General features: G+C 54.5%; 2 protein-coding genes. Both read left to right on the forward strand.

All coding sequences use genetic code 11. The features are described 5' to 3' along the window. The first annotated feature begins 37 nt into the window (after positions 1-37). Positions 38-1,210, forward strand: a complete 1,173-nt coding sequence (gene emrA / locus FDW87_RS19610) for a multidrug efflux MFS transporter periplasmic adaptor subunit EmrA (protein WP_049270942.1) — start codon at positions 38-40, stop codon at positions 1,208-1,210. Positions 1,211-1,226: 16 nt separating this feature from the next. Beyond that, positions 1,227-2,765 (forward strand): multidrug efflux MFS transporter permease subunit EmrB, encoded by a 1,539-nt coding sequence (gene emrB, locus FDW87_RS19615; RefSeq protein ID WP_137380085.1) that lies wholly within the window; start codon positions 1,227-1,229, stop codon positions 2,763-2,765. Positions 2,766-2,838: the final 73 nt, after the last annotated feature.

Consider the following 2,838-nt stretch of genomic DNA (forward strand, 5'->3'; position numbering starts at 1 on the left):
AGCCGATGTGAAAAAAAAGAAGATCGTGGAGAACAACATGAGCGTAAATGCGGAGACTCAAACCCCGCAGCAACCGGTCAAGAAGAATGGCAAACGTAAAAGTATGCTGCTCCTTCTGACCTTGCTCTTTATTATTATTGCCGTGGCATATGGGATTTATTGGTTTTTAGTACTGCGTCATGTCGAAGAGACAGACGATGCGTACGTGGCAGGGAACCAGGTTCAAATCATGGCGCAGGTATCAGGCAGCGTGACGAAAGTCTGGGCTGATAACACTGACTTTGTAAAACAAGGCGATGTGCTGGTCACCCTCGACCAGACGGACGCAAAGCAGGCATTTGAAAAAGCCAAAACTGCGCTGGCTTCCAGCGTGCGTCAGACGCACCAGTTGATGATCAATAGCAAGCAGTTACAGGCAAGCATTGAAGTGCAGAGAACCGCGCTGGCGCAGGCACAAAGCGACTTTAATCGCCGTGTCCCGCTGGGCAACGCCAACCTGATTGGCCGCGAAGAGCTGCAACATGCGCGTGATGCCGTCGCCAGCGCTCAGGCTCAGCTTGATGTCGCTATCCAACAATATAATGCCAACCAGGCGATGATTCTCGGCAGTAAGCTGGAAGACCAGCCCGCCGTGCAACAGGCGGCCACTGAAGTGCGCAATGCCTGGCTGGCGCTGGAACGAACCAGAATCGTCAGCCCAATGACTGGCTATGTTTCCCGTCGTTCCGTGCAGCCGGGAGCGCAAATTAGCCCGACCACGCCGCTGATGGCGGTTGTTCCAGCCACTAACCTGTGGGTGGATGCCAACTTCAAAGAAACACAGCTCGCGCACATGCGTATCGGTCAACCGGCGACCGTTATCAGTGATATTTACGGCGATGACGTGAAATATACCGGTAAGGTTGTCGGGCTGGATATGGGTACGGGCAGCGCCTTTTCCCTGCTGCCAGCACAAAATGCGACGGGTAACTGGATCAAAGTCGTCCAGCGTCTACCAGTGCGTATTGAACTGGATGCAAAGCAGTTGGCGCAGCATCCGCTGCGTATCGGTTTATCTACGCTGGTTACGGTAGATACCTCAAATCGTGACGGACAAATTCTGGCAAGCCAGGTTCGCACCACGCCGGTATCAGAAAGTAATGCACGGGAAATCAACCTTGCTCCGGTCAATAAGATGATCGAAGAGATCGTGCAGGCCAACGCGGGCTAATTCAAAGGTGCGTGTGATGCAACAGCAAAAACCGCTGGAAGGCGCGCAGCTCGTCATTATGACGATCGCGCTGTCCCTGGCGACATTCATGCAGGTGCTGGACTCCACCATTGCTAACGTGGCGATCCCCACTATCGCCGGGAACCTCGGCTCTTCACTGAGCCAGGGTACCTGGGTGATCACCTCATTCGGGGTGGCGAACGCTATCTCGATTCCGATCACTGGCTGGTTGGCAAAGCGTTTTGGCGAAGTAAGGCTATTCATGTGGTCAACTATCGCCTTCGTCATTGCGTCATGGGCATGCGGGATGTCCACCAGCCTGAACATGCTGATTTTCTTCCGCGTAATCCAGGGGATTGTCGCCGGTCCATTAATTCCGCTGTCACAAAGCTTGTTGCTGAATAACTATCCTCCCGCCAAGCGTTCCATCGCCCTGGCGCTATGGTCGATGACGGTGATTGTTGCCCCGATATGTGGCCCTATTCTTGGGGGCTATATCAGCGACAACTATCACTGGGGCTGGATATTTTTCATCAACGTGCCAATCGGTGCTGCGGTGGTATTGATGACTCTGCAAACCCTGCGCGGTCGGGAAACCAAAACCGAGCATCGGCGCATCGATGCCATTGGTCTGGCACTACTGGTCATTGGTATCGGCAGCTTGCAGATTATGCTCGACCGCGGCAAAGAGCTGGACTGGTTCGCCTCTCAGGAGATTATCATCCTGACGGTGGTCGCCGTGGTCGCCATCAGCTTCCTGATCGTCTGGGAGCTTACTGACGAGCACCCCATTGTCGACCTCTCGCTGTTTAAGTCGCGCAACTTTACCATCGGCTGTCTGTGTATCAGTCTGGCCTATATGCTCTACTTCGGCGCAATCGTCCTGCTGCCGCAGCTGTTGCAGGAGGTATACGGCTATACGGCAACCTGGGCCGGTCTGGCGTCAGCGCCGGTTGGGGTGATTCCGGTGATCTTATCGCCGATTATCGGCCGCTTCGCGCACAAGCTTGATATGCGTCGGTTAGTCACGTTCAGTTTTATTATGTACGCCGTCTGTTTCTACTGGCGTGCGTGGACGTTCGAACCGGGTATGGACTTTGGCGCATCGGCCTGGCCACAGTTTATTCAGGGTTTCGCGGTAGCCTGCTTCTTTATGCCGCTGACGACTATCACGCTGTCCGGCTTACCGCCTGAGCGTCTGGCCGCGGCATCAAGTTTGTCGAACTTTACGCGAACGCTGGCCGGCTCTATTGGCACATCAATTACGACGACGATGTGGACTAACCGCGAGTCACTTCACCATGCGCAGTTAACGGAATCCGTGAATCCCTACAATCCAAACGCGCAGGCAATGTACGATAAGCTGCAGGATTTAGGAATGACGCACCAGCAGGCGTCAGGCTGGATAGCCCAGCAGATCACCAATCAGGGGCTGATTATTTCCGCCAACGAAATCTTCTGGATGTCGGCGGGGATCTTCCTGGTCTTGCTTGGCCTGGTGTGGTTTGCCAAACCGCCCTTCGGTGCGGGCGGCGGCGGCGGTGGCGCGCACTAAATATCTGATAAAAGGGATCTGCGGATCCCTTTTTTATTGCCCCGTAAACCACCTCCCAGGGAGATGGTTTACG

Origin of the sequence: Citrobacter sp. wls826 (assembly GCF_005281245.1) — a bacterium.
Classification (GTDB): Bacteria; Pseudomonadota; Gammaproteobacteria; order Enterobacterales; family Enterobacteriaceae; genus Citrobacter; species Citrobacter braakii.